Consider the following 21962-nt stretch of genomic DNA (forward strand, 5'->3'; position numbering starts at 1 on the left):
GGGCGGCTCGCACACGCATAGGTCGTGCACGGGGACGCTTTGGCAATCCCACCGGGCGGACGCGTAGCCGGACCGGCCACTCGGCCCGGGTGGGCCGCCCCGGGCGTCTTGCGCCTTGCGCCCTCGCCCGCGACGGCGACCTGCCGCAGGGTGACCGCCCACGGCCCGAATTGTGCGCCGCGCGTTTCCTGCCACACTCGCAGGGCGGACCAGCCGGGACACCTCGCCATGCCGTTCGTCAGCGTCACGCGCCTGAGGCTGCGCTCCATCCGGTTCCTGCCGGGCTTCGCCGTCCACACCCTGCGCTCGCTCGCGCAGGTGAAGCGCGCCGCGGGCTTCCGGGACGGCTCGCTCCTGTCCGATCGGAACCTGACCTTCTGGACGCTCACCGCCTGGGACGATGCGGCCAGCATGCGGGCCTACATGGCGGCCGGCGCCCACCAGCGGGCCATGCCCCATCTCCAGCACTGGTGCGACGAGGCCTCCGTGGTGAACTGGGAGCGGCCGGACCCGGGCCTGCCCACCTGGCCCGAGGCCGACAAGCGCATGCGCGACACCGGCCGGGCCGCGCGGGTGCGCCATCCCAGCCCGCAGCACCAGACGCTGAGCTACCAGCCGCCGCGGCTCACCGGCGGCGGGCCGATCCGTCCGGCGGCGCGCTGAGCGGGCAGGGGATCGCATCGCGGGTGCGGGATTACGCGGATGTGACGCCGTGGCGGCGGCCCGGCCGCCGGATCGTGCCGCCGGCCCGTTGAGTGCGGCGGGGGAATGCTGCTAGGTGCGGCCCGCATGCGTGATCCTGCAAGATCCTTCATCCCGGCCGCGCCCCGAGCCGCCGCCCTGACGCTCGCGGGCTGTCTGGCCCTCGGGCCCGCGCCGACGCGGGCGCAAGAGCCCGCGGCAGCGCCCGCGGCGCCCGCGCCGGCCGCCCAGCCCGCCGCCGAGACCCGGATCGGCCTGATCTACCGGCCGGAGCCCGCGCCCTCCTCCTACGACGCGGAGGCCGCCCCCGAGGACGAGGGCCTCGCCGGCGCCCGGATGGGCATCGCCGACAACAACACCACGGGCCGCTTCACGAAGCAGAGCTACGCCCTCGACGAGACGGCGCTCACCGCGGGCGGCCCGGGCGCCGTCGAGGCCGCGCAGGCGCTGGTGGCCAAGGGCACGCGCTTCATCGTCCTGGCGTTGCCCGCCGACGAGGTGCTGGCGGTCTCCGATGCGCTCAAGGACACGGGCGCGGTGCTGTTCAACGCCGCCGCTCCCGACGACCGCCTGCGCGGCGCGGATTGCCGGGCCAACGTCTTCCACGTCGTGCCCTCGCGGGCGATGGAGACCGATGCGCTGGCGCAATACTTCACCCTGATGCGCTGGCGGAAGCTGTTCCTGATCGTCGGCCCGAACGACGCGGACAAGCTCTACGCGGACGCGCTGCGCAACTCCGCCCGCAAGTTCGGCCTGAAGATCACCGCCGAGAAGCCCTGGACCTTCGGGCCGCTCGCCAAGGCGCGCGGCGACACGCCGACCCGGGCCGAGGCGATGGTGTTCACCCGCGGCCTCGACTACGACCTCGCGATCGTCGCCGACGAGGCGGGCGATTGGGGCGACTACGTCCCCTACCGCACCGTCGATCCGCGGCCCGTGGCGGGCACGCAGGGCCTCGTGGCCACGACCTGGGCGCCCGTGCTGGAGACCTGGGGCGCGGCGCAGGCGCAGAACCGCTTCCGCCGGCTCGCCGGCCGGCTGATGCGCCCCCTCGACTACCAGGTCTGGGCGGCGGTCCGCACGGTGGGCGACGCGGCGACCGCCCGGAAGGGGGCGGACCCGGCGGTGATCGGGCCCTACCTCACCGATCCGGCCTTCAGCCTGCCCGCCTACAAGGGCGTGTCGCTGAGCTACCGGCCCTGGGACCACCAGCTGCGCCAGCCGCTGATCGTGGTGCAGCCCAAGGCGGTGGTGGCGGTGGCGCCCGAGCAGGGCTTCCTGCACCAGCGCACGCCGCTCGACACGCTGGGCATCGACCTGCCGGAGACGACCTGCAAGCTCAAGTAGCCGCGCGATGCGGCGATGACGCGCCCTCGCAAGCCGCGGGGATCGCACTACAATCGGGACCACGACGGGATGCGGCGCCGCCAGAGCGCCGGAGGGGAGGGATCGGGATGAACCGCTGCGCGAAGGCAGTGCTGGGACCGGCCGCGCTTCTGGCGCTCGCCGGAGCGTCGGGGCCCGCCTCGGCCTACACGGTCTACGTCTCGAACGAGAAGGGCAACTCGGTCAGCGTCATCGACACCGCGACGATGGCCGTCACCGCCACCTGGAAGGTCGGGCGGCGCCCGCGCGGCATCACGGTGAGCCGGGACGGCAAGGAGGTCTTCGTCTGCGCCAGCGACGACGACCGCATCGACGTGCTCGACGCGTCGTCCGGCAAGGTGGTGCGCTCGCTCCGCTCCGGGCCGGATCCCGAGCAGTTCATCCTCGATCGCAGCGGCAACCCGCTCTACGTCGCCAACGAGGACGACAGCCAGGTCACGATCATCGACATCGAGAAGAACAAGGTCGTGGCCGAGATCCCGGTCGGGGTCGAGCCGGAGGGGATGGGCCTGTCGCCGGACGGGAAGGTCCTGGTCAACACCTCCGAGACCACCAACATGGCCCATTTCATCGACACCAAGACCTTCCAGGTGATCGACAACGTGCTGGTGGACGCGCGCCCGCGCTTCGCCGAGTTCACCGCCGACGGCAAGTTCCTCTGGGTCTCGGCCGAGGTCGGCGGCACGGTGAGCGTGATCGACGTCGCCGCGCGCCGCGTCGTGAAGAAGATCAGCTTCAAGATCCCGAGCGTGAACGACGAGGCGATCCAGCCGGTCGGCATCCGCATCACCCAGGACGGCACCAAGGCCTTCGTGGCGCTGGGCCCGGCCAACCGCATCGCGGTGATCGATGCCAAGAGCTACGAGGTGCAGAAGTACCTGCCCGTCGGCCAGCGCGTCTGGCAGCTCGCCTTCACACCGGACCAGAAGCTGCTGTTCTCGACGAACGGCACCTCGAACGACGTCTCGGTCGTCGACGTCGCGGCCGAGAAGGTGGTCAAGAGCATCCCGGTGGGGCTGCTCCCCTGGGGCGTCGCGGTGTCGCCGCAGTGAGGACCGGAACCGCGATGGGGATCTTCACGATGCGCGTTCGCCTGCGGCCGGCCCTCCTGCGTCCGGCAGCTCTGGGGCTGGCGGCCCTGCTGGCGGCGGCGCCGGCCTCCGCCCTCGACCTCACCAAGAAGCGCGAGAACCTGCCCGACCTCGTCCTCGGCAACGAGGAGGGCAACGATTTCGTGGTCGAGAACAAGGACATCACGCTGGAGGCCGGCAAGGCCTACCGCCTGCGGATCGTCGCCAAGGGCCGGCAGGAATACAAGTTCTACGCGCCCGAGTTCTTCCGCTACATCTGGCTCAACCAGATCGTGATCAACCACCTCGAGATCCACGGCGGCGGGCCGCCGGACCATTTCGAGTTCGACGATCCGGGCGAGATCGCCGTCGAGTTCGTGGCGATCAAGCCGGGCGAGTACGGCTGGTCGGCGCGCGGGCTGGAATCCCGGGGCATGACCGGCACGATTACGGTGAAGTGATGCGTATCGCCCTCCTGGCGCTGGCCGCGGTCCTCCTCGCCCCGCCCGCGCGCGCCGACGACAAGACCGCCTGCGCCGACGGTATCGCGATGATCCGCGACGCGCTCGCCAAGGCCCCGTCCGAGGCTGCGGCCAAGGCCCCGTCCGAGGTGTCGGCCAAGGCCCCGTCCGAGGCCGCGCAGCCCAAGCTGAAGAAGGCGCTGCGCGTGGCCGAGCGCGAGCAGGGCGAGGGCGAGTTCGACGAGTGCCTCGAGGCGGTCGGCGACGCCAAGAGGATCCTCGGCCGATGAGCGAGGCGCCCGCTCTCGCCGTCGCGAACGTGAGCCACCGCTTCGGGGCGCGGGCGGCGCTATCGGACGTCTCGATCACCGTCGAGCGCGGGCGCTTCATGGCGCTGCTCGGCCCGAACGGGGCCGGCAAGACCACGTTGTTCTCGGTGATCACCCGCCTCTACAACAACCAGGAGGGGCGGGTCGCGATCTTCGGGCACGGGCTCGACCGGGAGCCGTCCCGGGCGCTCGCCCGGCTCGGCGTGGTGTTCCAGGCCCGCACCCTCGACACCGATCTCAGCGTCGAGCAGAACCTCGCCTACCACGCGAGCCTGCACGGCATCGGCCGCGGCGCGGCGCGGGAGCGGATCGCCGTCCTGCTCGACCGGGTGGGCTTGGCCGACCGGCGGGCCGACAAGGTCCGCACCCTGTCGGGCGGCCAGTCGCGCCGCATCGAGATCGCCCGCTCGCTGATCCACCGCCCGAGCCTGCTGCTCCTCGACGAGCCCACCGTGGGGCTCGACCTCGAATCGCGGGCCGACATCGTCGGCATCGTGCGCGCCCTGGTGCGGGAGGAGGGGCTCTCGGTGCTCTGGGCCACCCACATCTTCGAGGAGATCGACCCGGGCGACGACGCCGTGGTGCTGCACCGCGGACGCATCGTGGCGCGGGGCACGGCCGCCTCGATCGGGCAGGGGACGGAGAGCCTGGAGGACGCCTTCCGGCGCCTCGTGGCCGAGCCTGGGAGGAAGGCGGCGTGAGCGGCGTCCCCATGAGCAGGTCCCCATGAGCACACCCGCCGGCACCACCGCCGCCCCGCGCCTCGACGCGCCGGCCGGGCGCACGCCCGCCCATCTCGGCCGCCTCGACGCGGTCGGCTATCTGATCTGCCTCGGCGGCATCGTGCGCCGCGAGCTGCTGCGCTTCTTCAATCAGAAGGAGCGGTTCTTCTCCGCGATGGTGCGGCCCCTCGTGTGGCTCTTCATCTTCGCGGCGGGCTTCCGCAACACCCTCGGGGTCTCGATCGAGCCGCCCTACCAGACCTACGTGCTCTACGAGGTCTACGTGGTGCCGGGCCTCGCCGTGATGATCCAGCTCTTCAACGGCATGCAATCCTCGCTCTCGATGGTCTACGACCGCGAGGTCGGCTCGATGAAGGTGCTGCTGACGAGCCCCTATCCGCGCTGGCTGCTGCTGCTCGCCAAGCTCGTCGCGGGCGTCTCGGTCTCGGTGGTGCAGGCCTACGCCTTCCTGGCGGTGGCGTATTTCTGGGAGACCGACATCCCGCCGCTCGGGTATCTCGCGGCGCTGCCGGCCTTCCTGGCCTCGGGGCTGATGCTCGGCGCGATCGGGCTGTTCCTGTCCTCGCTGGTGCGCCAGCTCGAGAACTTCGCCAGCGTGATGAACTTCGTGATCTTCCCGATGTTCTTCGCCTCCTCGGCGCTCTACCCGCTCTGGCGGATCCGGGAATCCTCCGAGACCCTGTACTGGATCTGCGAGTGCAATCCCTTCACCCACGCGGTGCAGCTCGTCCGCTTCGCGCTCTACGGCCAGTTCGAGCCGGTGGCCGCCGCGGTGGTGGTCGGCACCACGCTCGCCTTCTTCAGCCTCGCCGTGATCGCCTACGATCCCGGCCGCGGCATCATGGCCCGGCGCGGCGGCCCGGCCGGAGACAACGCATGACCGTTTGCACGATGAGCACCCGCCCCCTCGCCGGGGCGATCCTGACGCTTCTCCTCCTCGCCGGCACGGCGCAGGCGCAGCCCAAGGGCGATCCGGACTGGCCCTGCGTCCAGCGCAAGGTCGCGACCTTGAGCCCCGGCCAGTTCTGGACCGGGCCCGATCTCGCGGCCGCCGCCGGGGAATGGGGCAACGACGTCGACGCGGCGCCGCTCGCCCAGAAGCTCGCCTCGCGCCGCACCGAGCTGTCGGAGGTCGACGGCCTGCTCGACGGCTACGTGGAGAAGGTCGGAGCGGACAAGGACGCCAAGGAGAAGGGCCTGACCCGCGTCTACGCGGGCGTGTTCGAGGTGATCAACGGCGAGCGCGACAAGATCATGCACGGCATCGCCCGCTACGCGCAGGGCCAGCGCCGCATGGCCGAGCGCATCCGCGAGGAGGCCGACCAGATCAGCCAGACCAAGGACGCCCCCTCCGCCACGGATGCGCGGGAGCTGCCCAAGGAGCAGTCCGACCTCGAGAGCAAGTTCGCCTGGGACCGGCGCATCTTCCAGGAGCGCAGCCAGTCGCTGACCTACGTCTGCGAGGTCCCCCAGCTCCTGGAGCAGCGCCTCGGCGAGATCGCCCGGAAGATCCAGGCGCGGCTCTGAGGCGCGTCCGCCCTTGCCGGATCATCCCGGGCAGCCTTGCCGGATGGTCCCATAACCGACTGAAAACGCTGGCGAATCTGTTGCAGCCGCGTCACGCGGCCTGAGTTTCGAAGCCCCGTCGACGCCCGCCTCCGGAAAACCCTCCGTCCGGGAGCGTTCGGCAATTGTCCGCCCCGGCCGAGCCTGCGATGACACCCCCATCACGCCCCGGATGACAAGGGGCGAGGCCGGGTCGAGAAGAGGGGCGGGGGATGTTCAGCTGGGGGCTTCGGAGCTGCCTGTTCGCGTCGGTGTCGCTGCTGCCGCTGGCCGCGCAGGCGCAGAGCGCGGTGACGCTGGGCGAGATCAGCGTCGTGGCGACGACGCCGGTCGGCGGAGCGGGCGGCGCGGTCGGCCCCGCCTCCGGCGAGGCGCCCCCCGGCGCGATCCCGACGACGCCGGAGCCGCGCCTGCGCGGCGGCGCCCAGCCGCTCTACAAGATCCCCAGCACCGTGGAATCGGTCACGGCGAAGGATCTCGATTTCGACCGCGCCACCTTCAACGCCGTCGAGACGCTGGCCCGGCGCGTGCCCGGCCTCAACCTGTCGGACAGCCAGGGCAACAACAACCGCGTCGACATCAACTACCGGGGCTTCCAGGCCTCGCCGGTCACCGGGGTGCCGCAGGGGCTCGCCGTCTACCAGAACGGCGTGCGCATCAACGAGGCCTTCGGCGACACCGTCAACCTCGACCTGATCCCCCAGGTCGCGATCAGCCGCATCGACGTCGTCACCGGCAACCCGGTCTTCGGCCTCAACGCGCTCGGCGGCGCGATCAACATCCAGATGAAGAACGGCTTCACCTGGCAGGGCACCGAGATCACGGCGCTCGGCGGCTCGGACGGGCGCATCGCCGGCTCGCTCCAGTACGGCAAGATGATCGGCCCGTGGAGCTTCTACTTCGCGGGCGACGGCCTGAACGACCGCGGCTGGCGCTACGAGAGCCCGAGCACCCTCGGCCGCGTCTACGCCGATGTCGGCTACCGCACGCTGGATTCCGAGTTCCACCTCATCGGCCAGCTCGCGCGGACCTATTACGGGGCCGCCGCCGCCGCGCCCGTCGACTTCACCCATGCCGACCCGCGGGCGATCTTCACCTTCCCGCAGACCACCACGACGGAGCTCGGCACCATCCAGCTCACCGGTCGGGTCGACCTCTCGCCGACCTGGGACCTCGCCGGCAACGCCTATGTCCGCCGTTTCAGCCAGAGCTACGTCGACGGCAACGACGGCAACTTCGAGAATTGCAGCACGCGCTCGTCGTTCCGCGGCCGGCTCTGCTTCGAGGACGACGGCTTCAGCCCCTCGGTCGGCCAGTCGCAGCTCGCCTTCCGCAACCAGTTCCTGATCCTCGGGCGCGGCAGCGCGGCCAACGGCATCCCGTTCACCGCCAACACGCCCTACGGCACCCTCGACGTGACCAACACGGAATCCCTCGGCTACGGCGGCTCGCTCCAGGCGGCCAACCGCGACAAGGTGTTCGGGTTCGGCAACAGCTTCGTGGTCGGCGGCTCGATCGACGTGGCGAGCTTCAGCTTCAAGTCGTCGAGCACGCTGGGCGTGATCAATCCCGACCTCTCGATCACCACCAACCCGAACAACCCCTATTACGGCACCATCCCGGGGCTCGGCACCGACTTCCTGCGCACGGCGGGCGCGCTCGGCATCGCGCCCTCGAACGCCAGCGGCTCCAACCTCTACATGGGCCTCTACACCACCGACACGATCGACCTGACGAGCGACCTCTCCCTCACCGCCGGCGCGCGGCTGAACTTCGCCCGCATCGCCACCCAGGATCTCTCCGGCTTCTCGCCCGACGTGACCGGGACGCACTACTACAGCAAGATCAACCCGCTCGCGGGCCTGACCTACCGCTTCACCCCGAACCTGTCGCTCTACGGCGGCTACTCGGAATCGAACCGCGCCCCGACCCCGCTGGAGCTCGCCTGCGCCAACCCGCAGCGGCCCTGCCTGCTGCCGAACTCGCTGGTCGCCGACCCGCCGCTCAAGCAGGTCACCGGCCAGACCTACGAGGCCGGCATCCGCGGCAGCCTGCCGAATTTCTACGACGGCGGTCTCGTGAGCTACAAGGTCGGCGCCTTCCGCACCGATCTCACCAACGACATCCTGCAGCTCGCCACCCCGGGCAACGCGGCGCGCGGCTACTTCGTCAACGTGCCGGCGACACGCCGCCAGGGCGTCGAGGTCGGCGCCGAGTACGTGGCCGACTGGCTGACCGTCTACGCGAACTACGCGCTGATCGACGCCACCTACCAGTTCACCGGCACGCTCTCCTCCCCCAACAACCCGCTCGCCGCCGACGGGGCGATCTTCGTGCGGCCGGGCAACAAGGTGCCGCTGATCCCCGACCACCAGTTCAAGGTCGGCTTCGACGTGGAGGTGCTGCCGCGCTGGCGCGTCGGCCTCGCGCTGCAGGCCTTCTCGGCCGCGTATTACCGCGGCGACGAGTCGAACCTGAACCCGAAGCTGCCGGCCTATTACGTGCTCAACCTCAACACGAGCTATCAGGTCACGCCCGCGTTGCAGGTCTTCGGCTACGTGACGAACCTGACGAACAACCGCTACGCCAATTTCGGAACCTTCGCCGAGCCGGGCGCGGTCAACCGCGTGCTCTCGATCAACGATCCGCGCACCACCACGCTGGCCCAGCCGCTCTCGATCTACGGCGGCCTGCGCTACTCCTTCGGCGAGGCGCCGGCGCCGATGCCCGAGCCGGTCATCCGCAAATATTGATCCGTCCCGTCTCGATCTGTCCGCCTCGATCGCCTGATCCGCTCAGTATCGAGAAAGCATCGGCAGGCCGGCTCTCCTGGTCCGCATGGTAGGGAGTGCCGGCCTGCGGCCTCAGGTCTCGGGAACGTCCTCGGCGCCGGCCGATTGGCAAGGGCTAGATGCCCCTGCGAATCCGCGGGGCGCCGATGACCGAGATCGACGGAGAGACGCCCGATGCGGATGACCTGTACCCTGGCCGGATTGCTGCTCGCCGCGAGCCTGGGCCCCGCCCTCGCGACGCCCTGCGCGGACGAGGTCGCAACCCTGGAGAAGCGCCTCGACAGCGCGGGCGCGGCGCAGGTGACCGGCACGGTGCCGCCGGGCGGCACGACCTCCTCGCATTCCGACAAGGCCCTCGACAAGGCCCCGAACGTCAAGCCCAGCGACCCGGCCGCCCAGCCCAGCGCGTCCGGCGTCGAGGAGGCGCGCAAGCTCGTGCAGCAGGCCCGCGCCGAGGATCAGGCCGGCAAGGCCGATGCCTGCCGCGACACCATCCTGAAGGCCAAGGAAAAGGCCGGCGCCCTGCCGTAGGGCCCTGTGCCGGTCGCAGCCACGGGCCCCGCGACCGGCACGGATCTCACCGCCCGGTCCGCACCCGCGTCCACAGCCGGGTGACGAAGCGCTGGGTGCGATCGTCCCAGGCGGTGTTGACGGCGAGGCGCTGCATCGTGGCCTCGTCCGGGTAGATCCCGGGATTGTTGAGGATCTCGGGCTTCACCCGGGCCTTGGCCGGCAGCACCCCGCTGGCATAGGCGACGAAGTTGGTGTTGGCCGCCGCCACCTCGGGCCGCAGCATGTAGTCGATGAAGGCCAGCGCCTCGGCCGTGTGGGGGGCGTCCTTCGGGATCGCGAAGGCGTCGAACCACATCAGCGTGCCCTCCTTCGGGATGACGTAGGCGATCTCGATGCCGTTCTTCGCCTCGTCCGCCCGGCGCTTGGCCTGGAGCACGTCGCCCGAATAGCCCACCGCCACGCAGAGATCGCCGTTGGCGAGCGCCTGGATGTACTCGGAGGAATGGAACTTCCGCACGCTGCCGCGCACCTTGTAGAGCGCGTCGGTGACCTGGGTCAGGTCGTCCCAGCGTTTCGAGTCGCTCTTCAGGCCGAAGGCCGGGAGCATGCTGGGGATCAGGTCCTCGGGGCTGTCGAGCATCATGATCCCGCACTCCTTCAGCTTGTTGGCCGAGGCGGGGTTGAGGAGCGTGCTCCAGGTGTTGAGCGGGGCGTTGGGACCCAGGCGCTCGCGCACGGCCGCGAGGTTGTAGCCGATCCCGGTGGTGCCCCACATGTAGTCGACGGCGTAGGCGTTGCCCGGATCGTAGACCGCGAGGCGCCCGGCGATCTCCGGCCAGACGTTGCCGAGGTTCTTCAGCTTCCCCTTGTCGAGGGGCTGGAAGGCGCCGGCCCGGATCAGCCGCTGCAGGAAGGGCCCCGAGGGCACCACCACGTCGTAGCCCGAGCGGCCGGCGAGCAGCTTGGTCTCCAGGATCTCGTTGTTGTCGTAGGTGTCGTACACGACCTTGATCCCGGTCTCCCGGGTGAAGGCCTCCAGCACCTTCGGGTCGATGTAGTCCGACCAGTTGTAGACGTTGACGACGGATTCCGCGGCCGCCGGACCGAGGCCCGCCGCGAGGCCGACGAGGCCGAGCGCCGCGGCCAGGAGGGCCCGGCGCGGGCGGCCCGCGCTCACCGGCGCCTCGCGGCGACGACCACGATCTCCACGAGGTATTCCGGCCCGGCGAGCTTGGCCTCGACCGTGGCGCGGGCGGGCGGGTTCTCCTTGGAGACCCAGGCGTCCCAGGCGGCGTTCATCTCCCCGAAGGTCGCCATGTCGGCGAGGTAGATCGTGGTCGAGAGGATGCGCTCCTTGTCGCTCCCGGCCGCCGCCAGCAGGCGCTCGATCTGGCCGAGGATCTGCTGCGTCTGCGCGGTGACCCCGGTGCCCACCGTGTCGGCGGCGACCTGCCCCGCGAGATAGACCGTGTCGCCGTAGGCGACGCCCTGCGCCATGCGCGCGCCCGGCTCGAACCGCTCGATGTCCATGTCCGTCCCCAGTCTCCGGCGCCCGCGGGATCGTCCGGGCGAGCCCGCTTCTGCGATCCCGACGCGACCGGCGTAAAGGGCTTTTTTCGCGCCGCCGCGGGTCGGCCCCGCGCGGCCTGCCTCTCTGCCCGTAAGCCTGCAGGAAGCGCGGCAAGAAATTCGACACGGCCAAGGTTTGTGCGGCAACCTGCCGCCCTGCTTGCGCGTTCAGACGACATTCGCAGTTCACGCACAGGGGTTTGTCATGGGTGGTATTCTCGGAACGATCATCATCGGGTTCCTGGCAGGCATCATCGCCAAGTTCATCATGCCCGGCCCGAACGAGCCCTCGGGCTTCATCCTGACCACGATCCTCGGCATCGTCGGCGCCTTCGTGGCGACCTTCATCGGCCAGGCGGTCGGCTGGTACGGACCGAACCAGGGCGCGGGCTTCATCGGCGCGATCGTCGGCGCGGTCGTGGTGCTCGCCATCTACGGCTTCATCGCCGGCCGCAGCCGCACCACCACGCTCTGACCGGACAGATCCCGGGCGGACACGACCGAGAGGGGATACGGTGAGGGGCGCCCTGCGGGGGCGCCCCTTTTTCGTGCCGGTGCCGTGTCTGACCGGATCGCGATCATCCCTGCGGGCGGCGGATCCGGGCTGCCTGCGGTCGCCGCCCGCGTCGGGCGGCAGACCGGTCAGAGACGCTGCGACGCGGCCTTCATGGCGCAGTGCCCGGTGGCGCCGCGCAGGGCGAGGCCGACGCCGATCACCAGGGCGGCGAGGCTCAGGAACTTGTTCGGGCGGGGCTGGGCGGCGGCGGCGGCCATGCCGAGGCCGAGCGCCACCGAGACGGCGCGCTCCGTGGTGGTCAGGTTCGGCTCGCCGCTGAAGATGTCGTGGATCAGGTCGTTGGCCATCGGGGTCTCCGGGCTGGTCTCTGGCTGGGAAAGCGCGGGGCGAACGCGGCGCGCGCGGCGGCGTTCCCCGGCCGGGTGCGGGGGCGCACCCGCAATGCCCGGAACGGCCTCGCGGCGGCTCCGCGCGAGGCTCAGCCCGCAGCGGCCTGCCCGGCCAGAAGCGCGTCGTCGATCGCGCGCGCCCGGACGGCGGCGGGGCGGTCGATCAGACGGGCGACATAGGCCGCGTAGGCCGGACGCCGCTCGATCGTCCCGAACTGCATGCCCCAGGCGAGGTGCGAGCCGACATAGAGGTCCGCCGCCGAGAACCGCCCTCCAGCGAGATACTCCGTGCCGGAGACGGCGCCCTCCAGGGCATCGAGCACCTGAGCCAACGAGCCGTAGCCGACCATGCCCTGCTTGCGCGGGTCATCCGGGACGACGACGCCGAGGTTCTGATTGGTGACCGCCGCCTCGACCGGGCCGGCGGCGAAGAACAGCCAGCGGTAATAGGAGGCCCGGGCCCGGTCGCCCGGGGGCGGCGCGAGCCCGGCCTCCGGGAAGGCGTCGGCGAGATAGGCACAGATCGCGGCGGTCTCGGTCACGCAAGCCGCGCCGTGGCGCAGCGCCGGCACCTTGCCGAGCGGGTTGATCGCCCGGTAGGCCGCCTCCTTCATCGACGTGCCGTAGCCCAGGATCTCGGTGCGGTAGGGCGCGCCCACCTCCTCCAGCATCCAGCGCACGATCCGGCCGCGGGACATCGGATGGGTGTAGAAGACCAGTTCGTCGCTCATGACCGGCTCCGGGTGGGTGCGAATCGCCGCGCTGGGAACAAATCATAAACGCGCCCCGGGCGTCGCCCAACCCGAAAGCGCGGCCCCGAAAGGCCCACGCTCCCCGGTCCCCCGCGCCGCGGTGCGGCCTCCCGTTTCCCGGCGAGGTCCTCGCCGATCTGCGGGGCGACGACCCGCATCGAGAGACGGATCTCGCCGCGCTCGCCCCGGCCGACCCCACCGCCGCGGCCCCGGTGCGGCCCCGTGCGGAGGCCGGCCGGGACGGCGGGCTCAGAACCGGTAGCGCAGGCCCGTGCTGACGGTGCGGTCGTCGCCGCCGGCGCGGGCGAAGCTCGCCGAGCCGGTCAGCACCCCGCTCAGGCCGTTGCCGAGATCGAGGTCGAGGCCGCCCGAGGCGCGCCCGTAGACGTCGTCGCCGACCCGCCCGGTCTGGGTGCGGATCAGCAGGGTCGGCGCGTAGGTCTGGAACGAGGTCACGGTGCGGACGCCATCCAGGAAGGCGTGCTGGGCCGTCAGGTTCACGAACGGGCTGACCAGGCCGCCGAACAGCGGCAGGGTGGTGCGCACCTGCACGCCGCCGCCGGCCGTCAGCCCCTCCAGGCTCTGCCGCCTCGTGCCGATGGTCAAGAGCGCGTCGCCCCGCTCCCGGTAGGCATCGACGTCGACATGGGCGTAGGCCACCTCGCCGACCGGCCCGGCCCGGAAGCTGCCGAAGTCGAACAGGTAGCCGGTCCGCGCCGCCACCGTGACCGTGTCGCCGGACGGCGTGGCGGTCAGGCGATCGTTCAGCACGCCCGGCCGGTCGAGGGTGTAGCCGTTGCGGCCGTAGGTGCCGACCACGTCGGCGAAGAAGTCCGGGAACGACAGCGAGGCGAAGCCCGCGCCCTGGAAGCTGTCCATGTCGATCCGGCCGTTCGAGAGCCCGCGCAGGTCGACGCTGGTGTTGAGGTAGTTGAAGGCCGCGCCCAGCACGAGGTTGGGGCTCGCCCGGTACATCAGGCCCGCGGTGACGCCGCCGAAATCCGCGCTGAAGCTGTTGCCGAGGCCACCGCCGCCCGCGCGGTTCTGGGCGGTGCGATCGACGTTGAGGTAGGTGCCGAGCGCGAAGACCGAGAGCGGGCTGCCGACCTGGACCGGGATGGTGACGGGCGGGGCGGCCCGGCCCGGCAGGTCGGCGGTGAAGGTCGCGGGCACCGACAGGGCCTGGTTGCGGCGGCGCTCGGCGCTGAGGAAGTCGACGAGGGTGCCCGAGAAGGCGAGGCCGGCGCTCTGCCCGAGATCGCCCTGCGGGCCGAGGGTGAGCGGCGCGTTGAGCTGGTTGGCCAGGAATCGGGCGATCCAGGTGTTGGTGCGGCCGGTGTTGTGGATGCCGTCGGGCGAGATGTACTGGTTCTCGATCGCGCTGTTGTTGGCCGTCCCGTTGGCCAAGCAGACGGCCACGAGGGTGCAGGGCGTGTTGGCGTCCGGCCCGAAGCCGTAGGCGGTGGGGTCGGCGCGCAGGCGGGTGATCAGCGCATCGACGTCGACGTAGTGGATGTTGAGGCCCTGCGCCGAGAGCGCGGCGAGCGCGCCGGGCAGGGCCGCGTTGACCGCCTGGGCGACGTCTTGCCCGCCGATCTGACCGGTCAGAAGCGGGGGGAGGCTCACGAAGCCGCGGTCGGTCTTCTGGTTGAAGACGACGAACTCGCGACCGCCGGCGGCGGCGAGGCGGCCGATCGCCGTCGCGGTGTTGGCGAGGATGTCGCCGACCGCCTGGGCCTTCTGCGCGGCCGTGCCGAACGCGACCGGCGTGATGTCGTTGTAGCCGATCCAGAGGTTGATCAGGTCGCGCGACCCGAAGCGTCCGACGCGCGCGAGCGCCTGATCGACCTGATCCGGCAGGCCCCAGGCGAAGGCCGGCGAACTCAAAGGATCGGGCGCCTGCCGGATGGACCGGGCGCCGCCGACCGCGAAGTCGTTGGCGGCGGTGTAGGGCGTGCCGATCAGGCCCGGCACGACCTCGAAGAAGTTCGGTGCGTTCGACCAGCGGCCGCCCTCGAAGACCTTGGCCCCGGTGAGATTCTGCAGAGAATCCGAGACGCTGTAGCCGCCCACCTCGCGCGGGATGCGCCCGTTGTCGGTCAGACTGTCGCCGAAGCCGTAATACCGGGTGAAGTAGGCGTCCGCCGCCTGGGCGGCCTGCGACATCAGAAGAGCCGGCGCCAGGGCGAGCGCAAACCGGAATTCCCGCTTCATCGTTTTCCTCCGCGATCGATTTGATCGATCTTGATGCGAAGTTTTGCAGGCTGCCCGAAAATTCACCAGATCTCGCGTGCGCTCCGAAGCACATTCGTGCCGTACACGGCAACGTGTTGATATATTACAACAGAAAATCAATTCATGGATGTTGGAATTCTTATCTGCAACTTTCGGTTTGAACAGTTCATGGTCACGGCGCGATCCGAGACCCGAAACGCAAAGAGCGCGGCCCGGGGGCCGCGCTCTCCATCCGTCAGCGCTGCGCCTCGGGCTATTCGCCCGACTCGCGGCGGCCGCGGCTGCGGTTGCGATCGCGGTCGCCGCGATCACCCCGGTCGCCGCGGTCCTGGCGCTCCTCGCGCTCCGGCTCGCCGCGCTCCGCGCGCTCGGCCTTCAGCTTCTCGGTGAGGTCCTCGCCGGTCTGCTGGTCGACGACCTTCATGGAGAGGCGGATCTTGCCGCGGTCGTCCTGGCCGAGGAACTTCACCTTGACCTTGTCGCCTTCCTTGACGACGTCCGTCACCTTGGCGACCCGCTGGGCGGCGAGCTCCGAGATGTGGACGAGGCCGTCCTTGGCGCCGAAGAAGTTGACGAAGGCGCCGAACTCCATCGTCTTCACCACCGTGCCGTCGTAGATCACGCCCGGCTCGGCCTCGGCCACGATCGAGCGGATCCAGTTGTAGGCCGCCTTGATCGCCTTGCCGTCGGACGAGGCGATCTTCACCGTGCCCGAATCGTCGATGTTGATCTTGGCGCCGGTCTTCTCGACGATCTCGCGGATCACCTTGCCGCCGGTGCCGATCACTTCGCGGATCTTGTCGGTGGGGATCTGCATGGTCTCGATGCGCGGCGCGTACTCGCCGAGCTCGGGCCGCGCGCCGGTGAGCGCCTTGGCCATCTCGTCGAGGATGTGGGCGCGCCCGTCGCGGGCCTGGTCGAGGGCGACCCGCATGATCTCCTCGGTGATGCCCGCGATCTTGATGTCCATCTGCAGGGAGGTGACGCCCTCCGAGGTGCCCGCCACCTTGAAGTCCATGTCGCCGAGATGGTCCTCGTCGCCGAGGATGTCGGAGAGCACGGCGTAGCGCTCGCCCTCGAGGATGAGGCCCATGGCGATGCCCGCGACCGGCCGGCGCAGCGGCACGCCCGCATCCATCAGCGACAGCGAGCCGCCGCAGACCGAGGCCATCGAGGAGGAGCCGTTCGACTCGGTGATCTCGGACACGACGCGGATCGTGTACGGGAACTCGTGGGCCGGGGGCAGAACCGGGTGGATCGCCCGCCAGGCGAGCTTGCCGTGGCCGATCTCGCGGCGGCCGGGCGAGCCCATGCGGCCGGTCTCACCCACCGAATAGGGCGGGAAGTTGTAGTGCAGCAGGAAGGTCTCCTTGTAGGTGCCTTCCAGCGCGTCGATGAACTGCTCGTCCTCGCCGGTGCCCAGCGTGGCGACGACCAGCGCCTGCGTCTCGCCGCGGGTGAACAGAGCGGAGCCGTGGGCGCGGGGCAGCACGCCGACCTCGGAGACGATCGGGCGGACCGTCTTCACGTCGCGGCCGTCGATGCGCGAGCCGGTGTCGAGGATGTTCCAGCGGACCACCTTCGACTGGGCCTCCTTGAAGGCGGCCTTGACCTTCTCGGGGGCGAACTTCTGCTCGCCGTCAGTCGGGCAGAGGGCCGCCACCACCTTCGCCTTCACGGCGTCGACGGCCTTGTAGCGCTCCTGCTTGACGGTGATCTTGTAGGCGTCGCGCAGCTCCGCCTCGCAGACGCCGAGGACGGCCTGCTCGACGTCGGCGTTCTCGGGGGCCTGGAAGTCGCGCGGCTCCTTGGCGGCCTTCTCGGCGAGCCGGATGATCGCCTCGATCACGGGCTGGAAGTGCTTGTGGCCGAACATCACGGCCCCGAGCATCACGTCCTCGGAGAGCTCCTTGGCCTCCGATTCGACCATCAGCACGGCGTCCTGGGTGCCGGCGACGACGAGGTCGAGGACCGACTCGTCCTTGGTCTCGGTGACGAGCGGGTTCAGGCGGTAGCCGCCGTTGACGTAGCCGACGCGGGCCGCGCCGATCGGGCCCATGAAGGGCACGCCCGAGAGCGTCAGCGCGGCCGAGGCCGCCACCATGGCGACGATGTCGGGATCGTTCTCAAGGTCGTGGGTCAGCACGGTGACGACGACCTGGGTGTCGTTGCGCCAGCCCTCGATGAAGAGGGGGCGGATCGGACGGTCGATCAGGCGGGAGACCAGGGTCTCCTTCTCGGAGGGACGGCCCTCGCGCTTGAAGTAGCCGCCCGGGATGCGGCCGGCGGCGTAGGCGCGCTCCTGGTAGTTCACGGTCAGCGGCAGGAAGTCGATTCCGGCCTTGGGCTCCTTGCTGGAGACCACGGTGGCGAGCACGGAGGTCTCGCCGTAGGTGGCCACGACCGCGCCGTCCGCCTGGCGGGCGACCTTGCCCGTCTCGAGGACGAGGCGGCGGTCGCCCCACATCAGCTCTTCGCGTTGTACGTCGAACATTCTCTCTGGCCTTCCTGCGGCGGGCGAACCCGGCGCCGCCAGGGGCAAGACGGCGCGGCACTCCCGATGCGAAGTGCCCCGCGATCCTGTCCCTGACGCCCGCGCCTCGAAGTCGCCCGGGTCGGGCGGCCGGACCTATTCCGGCAACCCGCGTCGTGGATGTTTTCGATCGGAGGCGCGGCCCGGAGCCCGGGGCAGAGGAGCCCGGGGCTCGGGCCGCGCGTGGTGGCGCCTTAGCGGCGGATGCCGAGGCGCTCGATGAGGCCGCGGTAGCGGGCCTCGTCCTTGCGCTTGACGTAGTCGAGCAGCGAGCGGCGCTGCGAGACCAGCTTCAGCAGGCCGCGGCGGGAATGGTTGTCCTTGCCGTGGGTCTTGAAGTGCTGGGTCAGGTTCGAGATCCGCTCGGTGAGGATCGCCACCTGGACCTCCGGCGAGCCGGTGTCCTTGGCGTCCTTGCGGTAGTCCTTGATGAGCGCGGTCTTGCGCTCTGCCGTGATCGACATCGCAGTACCTTTCGGTGAGGGTCGGATGAGGCGGCAGCCCGTCGTGGCGGCGCGCCTGGGGCCCGGGCAAGGGCCGGTGCCGGGATGTCGTCCAGCACGGTCTTTGATGCCCAAGCGGCTGAGGCCCCGCCCGTCACCGGGTCGAGGCCGCGCGCACCTTACACGAAACGCCCATCGGCGCCAGTCCCCGGAACCGGCCCGCCCCGAGCCCCCCGCATGCGCCTTGGGGGCGCGTCGCGGAAGAGCGCGAAATTTAATGCCGGACAGTTCGCCCGACGCGACGGTTCCACGTTGGCATCGTTGAGCCGGCTCACTAAGCCTGGAACCGGGGTCGTGCGCCGCGGTTTGCCCCGGGCGAGGCCGTCGGCATGTTGGACCGCGGCCGGATCCTTCCGTCCAGGATCGCGACGTGCTCGATGCCGCGGGCTCGCGGCGTGCAAGGGGACGACGGACGGCGGTCCGGAACCGGACGCTTGAGGACGTGGAACGTGCGGAGCGGCAGGGCGATGGAGTTCCGGACCGGACCGAGGCCCGACGCGTTCGCGTCCGGCACGACGCTCGCCGCCTGAGCCCCAGGGAACCGGTCCATTGCCGAGCAAGAAGAAGGCGCCGCGCGCCGCCCCCGATCCGGCCGAACCCTCATCCGCCGCGTCGTCCCCGTCCGACACGGCTCGAGCCGAGAGCGCGGAGAGCGAGAGCGCGGGGGGCGAACGGTCGGACGCCAAGATTGCTCCGACCAAGATTCCTTCGACTAAGATTCCCCGGACCAAGATTTCCCGCGCCAAGGCGGCTCTGACCCAGGTCTTCGGGATCAAGAAGGTCTTCGGGACCAAGAAAGCCATCGGGACCAAGAAGACCATCGGGACCAAGAAAGGTGCGGCCAAGCCGGCGCCCGCGAAGGGGGCTCCGGCCCGGCCGTCGGACGCCGGGTCGGAGCCTGCGCCGGGGACGGCCGCGCTCGCCGGGAAACTCCGGCCGAAGAAGCCGCGCGCGGAAAAGTCAGCACCCGAGAAGACGACGGGAGGGGCCGCCGGCGACGAGGCCCTCGTGCCCGAGGACGGCGGACAGGCCGGGGCGGCCGCCCGCAGGGCCAAGGCCAAGAACACTGGCAAGAGCATCGGCAAGGGCTCCGGCAAGGGGGCGACCAAGCGCGCGGCCAAGGGAGCGGCCAAGGGCGCGACCAAGGGAGGCACGAAGGGAGCGGCCAAGGCAGGCGCGAAGGGAGGCGCGAAGCGGGGGGCCGGGGGGCCGGCCGGTGCGCCCGCCGAGTCCCTGAAGGCCAAGCGGCACGCCTATCTGGTCGCCGTGGAGCAGAAGCGCGAGCAGACCCGCATCTACGCGGTGATGGCGGATTCGGAATCCGCGGCGCTCGCCATCCTGGAGCCGCTCGCCATCGCGGCCACGCGCCTCTCGGTCGTCGGCGGCCTGTCGCGCGACCTGGTGCGGCGGATGAAGCTGAAGCCGGGGGAGATGCGGCTGATCTGACGGGCGCCTCAGCGCGCGCGCCCGTCGCGGGTCAGGACCGCGAGGGCGGCGAGCACGGCCACCGGGACCGCCGCGCACCAGAAGGCCCCGCGCGCCACGCCCAGCGCCCCGGCGAGCGCACCCGCCGCGAAGGCCAGGACGGCGGGCAGCATCCGGCGCAGCCGGTCGCGGGCCGGGCCGTCCGCGCCGGCGCTACGGGCGCCGAGGCGGATCCGGTCGACGGCGTCGATCACCGCCTGGGTGACGTTGACGGTCATCACCGTGGTGGCGGCGAGCTGCGGCAGGCAGAGCCGTCCGAGGGCGTTCTGCGCGCCCATCGCGGCGACCGCGAGCATGCCGGTGACGAGGGCGCGGGCGCCGTCGGGATCGCCCAGCGGCGACAGGGCGACGCCGCAGGCGCCGAAGCCCGCGAGCAGGGCGGCCTCCGCCGCGAGCAGCCGGGGCAGGGGCGCCCGGCCCGCCCGCTCCAGCGCCAGGGCGAGGAGGCGCGTGCCCGCCACCGCCAGCACGAAGACCGGGAGCGCCAGCAGCTTGGCCACGACGCCGCCCGAGGCCGAGACCAGCTCCGCCCCGATCAGCACGAAATTGCCCGTGACGTGGGCGGTGAACAGGCCCGAGAGGGCGATGAAGCCGGCGGCGTCCACGAACCCGGCGACGAAGCTCAGCGCCGGCCCGACCGCGCCCGGCACGGCCCGCTCCGTGGAACGCTCGCCACCCATGCCCGTCCCTCTCCGATGCCGCCCCGACGGGCGATCTCCCGGCGCGGCGGCGGCGTCAAGGCCCGGCTACGTCCGGGCGGGGATCGTCACGAGCGATCGTCGCCACGGGCGAGCGTCGCCATGGGCGGCGCGCTGGAGGGCGCGGCCCGTGACGGGCTTGCGACGCGGCGCGGGATTTGCGCTATCGCGGCGATGACCCCAGGACACAGCGATGCCGCGCCCGATCGATCCTGACGACGGCGGCGCCGCGGCGCTCGCCCGCGACCTCTCGGCCTTCAGCCTCGTCTGCATCGGACTCGGTGCGACGATCGGGGCGGGGATCTTCGTGCTGACCGGGACGGCCGCCGCCCAGTACGCGGGGCCGGCCCTGGCGCTCTCCTTCGTGCTCGGCGGCATCGCCTGCGCCTTCGTCGGGCTCTGCTACGCGGAACTCGCCGCGACGATGCCGGCGGCGGGCTCGACCTACAGCTACACCCGGGCGACGCTGGGCGAGACCTGCGCCTGGATCATCGGCTGGGACCTCGTGCTCGAGTTCGCCATGGCGGCGGCGACCGTGGCGGCCGGCTGGTCGGGCTACGCCCAGAGCCTGATGGCCGATCTCGGCCTCCACCTGCCGCAGGCCCTGCGCGCCGCGCCGGGGGCGGGCGGCCTCGTCGACCTGCCGGCCGCCGCGATCGTGCTGGCGCTGACGGCGCTGCTCGTGCGCGGCACCCGCGGCGCGGCGCGGGCCAACGCCGCCCTGGTGGCGCTCAAGGTCGCGATCATCCTGGCCTTCGTGGCGGTGGGGCTCGCCCACCTCAAGCCCGATCTCTGGTCGCCCTTCGTGCCGGAGAACACCGGCACCTTCGGGTCCTACGGCTGGAGCGGGGTGCTGCGCGGGGCCGGCGTGGTGTTCTTCGCCTTCATCGGCTTCGAGACCGTCTCGACGGCGGCGGCCGAGACGCGCGACCCGCAGCGGGACGCGCCGGTCGGGCTCCTCGGCTCCCTGGCGGTGAGCACCCTGCTCTACGTGGCGGTGGCGGCGGTGCTCACCGGGCTGGTGCCCTACCGCGACCTCGACGTGGCCGACCCGATCGCGCGGGCCGTCGACGCCATCGGGCTCGGGCACTTCGCCGTGGTGATCAAGCTCGGGGCGCTCGTCGGGCTCACCACCTCGGCGCTCACCGCCCTCTACGGGCAGGCCCGGATCTTCTACGCCATGGCGCGGGACGGGCTCCTGCCCGCGGCCTTCGCGCGGATCGACCCGGTGCGGCGCACGCCGGCCCTGAGCCAGGGGCTGATCGGGCTGGCGACGGCCGCCGTCGCGGGCTTCGTGCCCCTGGAGGTGCTGGGCGAGCTCGTCAGCATCGGCACGCTGCTGGCCTTCTGCCTCGTCTGCGCGGCGGTGCCGATCCTGCGCCGGCGCGAGCCCGGGCGGCCGCGGCCCTTCCGGGTGCCGGCGGCCTCCCTCGTCGCCGGGCTCGGCATCCTGTCCTGCCTCGCCCTGATGGCGGGCCTTCCGGGCGACACCTGGATCCGCCTCGGCCTCTGGCTGGCGCTGGGGCTCGCGCTCTACGCCGGCTACGGACGCGAGAACGCCCGCCGGGTGAGGGCGGGCGCTGCCGAACGGATCCGTGCGGAATAGGTCAGTACGGGCGGGTGCGCTGGTGCGGCGCGCCGTAGCGGCGGCGGAGCCAGGAGACGACCTTCGGCAGGACGAAGGCGAGCAGGATCTTGCGCATGGTGGGGCGGCCCTCT

General features: G+C 71.3%; 21 protein-coding genes. 13 read left to right on the plus strand and 8 right to left on the minus strand.

Going from position 1 to position 21962, the window contains the following annotated elements; genetic code table 11:
• Nucleotides 1-228: 228 nt before the first annotated feature.
• From ACS5RC_RS14260 to ACS5RC_RS14305, 10 genes are all read left to right on the plus strand, one after another.
• The gene (locus tag ACS5RC_RS14260) at nucleotides 229-663 is read left to right on the plus strand and encodes a DUF3291 domain-containing protein (protein ID WP_478344530.1); all 435 of its coding nucleotides are present in this window, start codon (nucleotides 229-231) and stop codon (nucleotides 661-663) included.
• 126 nt (nucleotides 664-789) lie between these two features.
• The gene (locus tag ACS5RC_RS14265; RefSeq protein WP_478344531.1) at nucleotides 790-2049 is read left to right on the plus strand and encodes an ABC transporter substrate-binding protein; all 1260 of its coding nucleotides are present in this window, start codon (nucleotides 790-792) and stop codon (nucleotides 2047-2049) included.
• 107 nt (nucleotides 2050-2156) lie between these two features.
• On the plus strand, nucleotides 2157-3140 hold the full coding sequence (locus ACS5RC_RS14270; RefSeq protein ID WP_478344532.1) for a YVTN family beta-propeller repeat protein: 984 nt from the start codon (nucleotides 2157-2159) through the stop codon (nucleotides 3138-3140).
• A 29-nt stretch (nucleotides 3141-3169) separates the two neighbouring features.
• Complete coding sequence (locus ACS5RC_RS14275; protein ID WP_478344533.1) at nucleotides 3170-3619, plus strand: cupredoxin domain-containing protein; 450 nt, start codon at nucleotides 3170-3172, stop codon at nucleotides 3617-3619.
• Nucleotides 3619-3909 (plus strand): hypothetical protein, encoded by a 291-nt coding sequence (locus ACS5RC_RS14280; RefSeq protein WP_478344534.1) that lies wholly within the window; start codon nucleotides 3619-3621, stop codon nucleotides 3907-3909. Before ACS5RC_RS14275 ends, ACS5RC_RS14280 begins: the two co-directional genes overlap by 1 nt.
• The gene (locus tag ACS5RC_RS14285; RefSeq protein WP_478344535.1) at nucleotides 3906-4649 is read left to right on the plus strand and encodes an ABC transporter ATP-binding protein; all 744 of its coding nucleotides are present in this window, start codon (nucleotides 3906-3908) and stop codon (nucleotides 4647-4649) included. The genes ACS5RC_RS14280 and ACS5RC_RS14285 overlap by 4 nt, the downstream gene beginning before the upstream one ends.
• A gap of 25 nt (nucleotides 4650-4674) precedes the next feature.
• Complete coding sequence (locus tag ACS5RC_RS14290; protein WP_478344536.1) at nucleotides 4675-5571, plus strand: ABC transporter permease; 897 nt, start codon at nucleotides 4675-4677, stop codon at nucleotides 5569-5571.
• Nucleotides 5572-5582: 11 nt separating this feature from the next.
• Nucleotides 5583-6218 (plus strand): hypothetical protein, encoded by a 636-nt coding sequence (locus ACS5RC_RS14295; RefSeq protein ID WP_478344746.1) that lies wholly within the window; start codon nucleotides 5583-5585, stop codon nucleotides 6216-6218.
• 251 nt (nucleotides 6219-6469) lie between these two features.
• Nucleotides 6470-9010: a TonB-dependent receptor gene (locus ACS5RC_RS14300; RefSeq protein ID WP_478344537.1), complete on the plus strand. Its 2541-nt coding sequence runs from the start codon at nucleotides 6470-6472 to the stop codon at nucleotides 9008-9010.
• A gap of 213 nt (nucleotides 9011-9223) precedes the next feature.
• On the plus strand, nucleotides 9224-9580 hold the full coding sequence (locus tag ACS5RC_RS14305; protein WP_478344538.1) for a hypothetical protein: 357 nt from the start codon (nucleotides 9224-9226) through the stop codon (nucleotides 9578-9580).
• Nucleotides 9581-9626: 46 nt separating this feature from the next.
• Here the strand turns inward: ACS5RC_RS14305 and ACS5RC_RS14310 are convergent, their stop codons facing one another.
• A complete protein-coding gene (locus tag ACS5RC_RS14310) occupies nucleotides 9627-10739 on the minus strand; it encodes a polyamine ABC transporter substrate-binding protein (protein ID WP_478344539.1) in 1113 nt (370 codons plus the stop codon).
• Nucleotides 10736-11092, minus strand: a complete 357-nt coding sequence (locus tag ACS5RC_RS14315) for a RidA family protein (protein WP_478344540.1) — start codon at nucleotides 11090-11092, stop codon at nucleotides 10736-10738. Before ACS5RC_RS14315 ends, ACS5RC_RS14310 begins: the two co-directional genes overlap by 4 nt.
• Before the next feature lie 244 nt (nucleotides 11093-11336).
• On the opposite strand from ACS5RC_RS14315, the gene ACS5RC_RS14320 reads away from it, so the two are divergent.
• Nucleotides 11337-11606, plus strand: a complete 270-nt coding sequence (locus ACS5RC_RS14320; protein ID WP_478344541.1) for a GlsB/YeaQ/YmgE family stress response membrane protein — start codon at nucleotides 11337-11339, stop codon at nucleotides 11604-11606.
• A 167-nt stretch (nucleotides 11607-11773) separates the two neighbouring features.
• Here the strand turns inward: ACS5RC_RS14320 and ACS5RC_RS14325 are convergent, their stop codons facing one another.
• From ACS5RC_RS14325 to rpsO, 5 genes are all read right to left on the minus strand, one after another.
• Entirely contained in the window at nucleotides 11774-11995 is a 222-nt protein-coding gene (locus ACS5RC_RS14325; RefSeq protein WP_478344542.1) for a YgaP-like transmembrane domain, read from the minus strand.
• A 131-nt stretch (nucleotides 11996-12126) separates the two neighbouring features.
• Nucleotides 12127-12768, minus strand: a complete 642-nt coding sequence (locus tag ACS5RC_RS14330) for a glutathione S-transferase family protein (RefSeq protein WP_478344543.1) — start codon at nucleotides 12766-12768, stop codon at nucleotides 12127-12129.
• Between the two features lie 270 nt (nucleotides 12769-13038).
• Nucleotides 13039-15003, minus strand: coding sequence for an autotransporter domain-containing protein (locus tag ACS5RC_RS14335; protein WP_478344544.1), 1965 nt, complete (start codon nucleotides 15001-15003; stop codon nucleotides 13039-13041).
• A gap of 274 nt (nucleotides 15004-15277) precedes the next feature.
• Complete coding sequence (gene pnp, locus ACS5RC_RS14340; protein ID WP_478344545.1) at nucleotides 15278-17518, minus strand: polyribonucleotide nucleotidyltransferase; 2241 nt, start codon at nucleotides 17516-17518, stop codon at nucleotides 15278-15280.
• 233 nt (nucleotides 17519-17751) lie between these two features.
• Nucleotides 17752-18021 (minus strand): 30S ribosomal protein S15, encoded by a 270-nt coding sequence (gene rpsO / locus ACS5RC_RS14345; RefSeq protein ID WP_478344546.1) that lies wholly within the window; start codon nucleotides 18019-18021, stop codon nucleotides 17752-17754.
• 588 nt (nucleotides 18022-18609) lie between these two features.
• Between rpsO and ACS5RC_RS14350 the strand changes: the two genes are divergently transcribed.
• Nucleotides 18610-19506, plus strand: a complete 897-nt coding sequence (locus tag ACS5RC_RS14350) for a hypothetical protein (RefSeq protein WP_478344547.1) — start codon at nucleotides 18610-18612, stop codon at nucleotides 19504-19506.
• Nucleotides 19507-19514: 8 nt separating this feature from the next.
• Here the strand turns inward: ACS5RC_RS14350 and ACS5RC_RS14355 are convergent, their stop codons facing one another.
• Complete coding sequence (locus tag ACS5RC_RS14355; RefSeq protein WP_478344548.1) at nucleotides 19515-20225, minus strand: YoaK family protein; 711 nt, start codon at nucleotides 20223-20225, stop codon at nucleotides 19515-19517.
• A 211-nt stretch (nucleotides 20226-20436) separates the two neighbouring features.
• On the opposite strand from ACS5RC_RS14355, the gene ACS5RC_RS14360 reads away from it, so the two are divergent.
• The gene (locus tag ACS5RC_RS14360) at nucleotides 20437-21849 is read left to right on the plus strand and encodes an amino acid permease (RefSeq protein ID WP_478344549.1); all 1413 of its coding nucleotides are present in this window, start codon (nucleotides 20437-20439) and stop codon (nucleotides 21847-21849) included.
• The last annotated feature ends 113 nt before the right edge of the window (nucleotides 21850-21962 follow it).

This window comes from Methylobacterium sp. HJ2 (genome assembly GCF_056431005.1).

What these genes read in the sequence shown, in the direction of transcription:
- ACS5RC_RS14260 (WP_478344530.1), top strand. Translation starts at nt 229, where the DNA reads ATGCCGTTCGTCAGCGTCACGCGCCTGAGGCTGCGCTCCATCCGGTTC.
- ACS5RC_RS14265 (WP_478344531.1), top strand. Translation starts at nt 790, where the DNA reads ATGCGTGATCCTGCAAGATCCTTCATCCCGGCCGCGCCCCGAGCCGCC.
- ACS5RC_RS14270 (WP_478344532.1), top strand. Translation starts at nt 2,157, where the DNA reads ATGAACCGCTGCGCGAAGGCAGTGCTGGGACCGGCCGCGCTTCTGGCG.
- ACS5RC_RS14275 (WP_478344533.1), top strand. Translation starts at nt 3,170, where the DNA reads ATGCGCGTTCGCCTGCGGCCGGCCCTCCTGCGTCCGGCAGCTCTGGGG.
- ACS5RC_RS14280 (WP_478344534.1), top strand. Translation starts at nt 3,619, where the DNA reads ATGCGTATCGCCCTCCTGGCGCTGGCCGCGGTCCTCCTCGCCCCGCCC.
- ACS5RC_RS14285 (WP_478344535.1), top strand. Translation starts at nt 3,906, where the DNA reads ATGAGCGAGGCGCCCGCTCTCGCCGTCGCGAACGTGAGCCACCGCTTC.
- ACS5RC_RS14290 (WP_478344536.1), top strand. Translation starts at nt 4,675, where the DNA reads ATGAGCACACCCGCCGGCACCACCGCCGCCCCGCGCCTCGACGCGCCG.
- ACS5RC_RS14295 (WP_478344746.1), top strand. Translation starts at nt 5,583, where the DNA reads ATGAGCACCCGCCCCCTCGCCGGGGCGATCCTGACGCTTCTCCTCCTC.
- ACS5RC_RS14300 (WP_478344537.1), top strand. Translation starts at nt 6,470, where the DNA reads ATGTTCAGCTGGGGGCTTCGGAGCTGCCTGTTCGCGTCGGTGTCGCTG.
- ACS5RC_RS14305 (WP_478344538.1), top strand. Translation starts at nt 9,224, where the DNA reads ATGCGGATGACCTGTACCCTGGCCGGATTGCTGCTCGCCGCGAGCCTG.
- ACS5RC_RS14315 (WP_478344540.1), bottom strand. Translation starts at nt 11,092, where the DNA reads ATGGACATCGAGCGGTTCGAGCCGGGCGCGCGCATGGCGCAGGGCGTC.
- ACS5RC_RS14320 (WP_478344541.1), top strand. Translation starts at nt 11,337, where the DNA reads ATGGGTGGTATTCTCGGAACGATCATCATCGGGTTCCTGGCAGGCATC.
- ACS5RC_RS14325 (WP_478344542.1), bottom strand. Translation starts at nt 11,995, where the DNA reads ATGGCCAACGACCTGATCCACGACATCTTCAGCGGCGAGCCGAACCTG.
- ACS5RC_RS14330 (WP_478344543.1), bottom strand. Translation starts at nt 12,768, where the DNA reads ATGAGCGACGAACTGGTCTTCTACACCCATCCGATGTCCCGCGGCCGG.
- ACS5RC_RS14335 (WP_478344544.1), bottom strand. Translation starts at nt 15,003, where the DNA reads ATGAAGCGGGAATTCCGGTTTGCGCTCGCCCTGGCGCCGGCTCTTCTG.
- pnp (WP_478344545.1), bottom strand. Translation starts at nt 17,518, where the DNA reads ATGTTCGACGTACAACGCGAAGAGCTGATGTGGGGCGACCGCCGCCTC.
- rpsO (WP_478344546.1), bottom strand. Translation starts at nt 18,021, where the DNA reads ATGTCGATCACGGCAGAGCGCAAGACCGCGCTCATCAAGGACTACCGC.
- ACS5RC_RS14355 (WP_478344548.1), bottom strand. Translation starts at nt 20,225, where the DNA reads ATGGGTGGCGAGCGTTCCACGGAGCGGGCCGTGCCGGGCGCGGTCGGG.
- ACS5RC_RS14360 (WP_478344549.1), top strand. Translation starts at nt 20,437, where the DNA reads ATGCCGCGCCCGATCGATCCTGACGACGGCGGCGCCGCGGCGCTCGCC.